1 protein-coding gene is annotated in these 1061 nt (G+C 69.4%); it reads left to right on the plus strand.

Translation table 11 applies throughout. The features are described from left to right. The coding region (locus FVW20_RS16410) for a sigma 54-interacting transcriptional regulator (protein ID WP_231039182.1) at positions 1-1061 on the plus strand (1061 nt) is incomplete at both ends.

A 1061-nucleotide genomic window follows, 5' to 3' on the forward strand; every position in this document is an offset into this window, starting at 1 on the left:
CCCTCGTCGCGGCTCAAGCACTCCATCGTGGGGGTCAGCACGGCCATCCGCCGGTGCCTGGATGTGGTGGCCGAGGCGGCGGGCAGCGACGCCGCCGCACTGGTCACAGGCGAAACGGGCGTGGGCAAGGAACTGTTCGCCCGCGCCATCCACGACAACAGCCCCCGCGCCGCCGCGCCCTTCGTGGCCGTGGACTGCGCCTCGCTGCCGCGTTCGCTGGTCGGGTCCATCCTGTTCGGCCATCGCAAGGGAGCCTTCACCGGGGCGGATTCCAACCGCGACGGTCTGGTGCTGCAGGCGGACCGCGGCACGCTGTTTCTGGACGAAGTGGGCGAACTGCCCCTGTCCATGCAGAAGATGTTCCTGCGCGTGCTGCAGGAACACCGCTTTCGCCCAGTGGGGGGCCGCACGGAAATCACCAGCGATTTCCGCCTGATTGCGGCAACCAACCGCAACCTGGAAGACATGGTCGAACGCAATACCTTTCGCAGCGACCTGTTGTACCGCATGCGCACGGTGGTGGTGAGCATTCCGCCGCTGCGCGAACGGTGCGAAGACGTCACCGCGCTGGCCGGGCACTACCTGCCGCGCATCTGGGCGCGCTTTGCCCTGCCGGAAAAGGACATCTCGCCCGACTTCCACGAAACCCTGCTGGCCTACCACTGGCCGGGCAACGTACGCGAACTCATCCACACTCTGGAACGGGCGGCGCTGGCGGCGCAGGACGCGCCCAAGCTGTTCGCCCGCCACCTGCCGGACTACCTGCGCATCTGTCTGGCCCGCGCCGCAGCCCGCAACGGAGCCGCCCCCCCCGCTGGCTACGCCGGACCGGGAGGACAGGGGGGGCTTGCAGGACTGGGGGGGCCATCCTGCCTGTACGGAACCGGGGAACGCACCGCCCTTGCACCACAGAACGGCAAGGAAACCGATGGCGCGAACGGAACGGATGCAACGAGAAGACACCACCCGGCGAGCGGCGCCGACCCGGCAGCGCGAGCATCCGCCGCGCAAGCAGGCGACACCGCGCCGTCAGCCAGTCAGGCAGCCCAGCCCGGCCAGGC

The organism is Nitratidesulfovibrio oxamicus, assembly GCF_015731765.1.
In the GTDB taxonomy this organism is placed as follows: Bacteria; Desulfobacterota; Desulfovibrionia; order Desulfovibrionales; family Desulfovibrionaceae; genus Cupidesulfovibrio; species Cupidesulfovibrio oxamicus.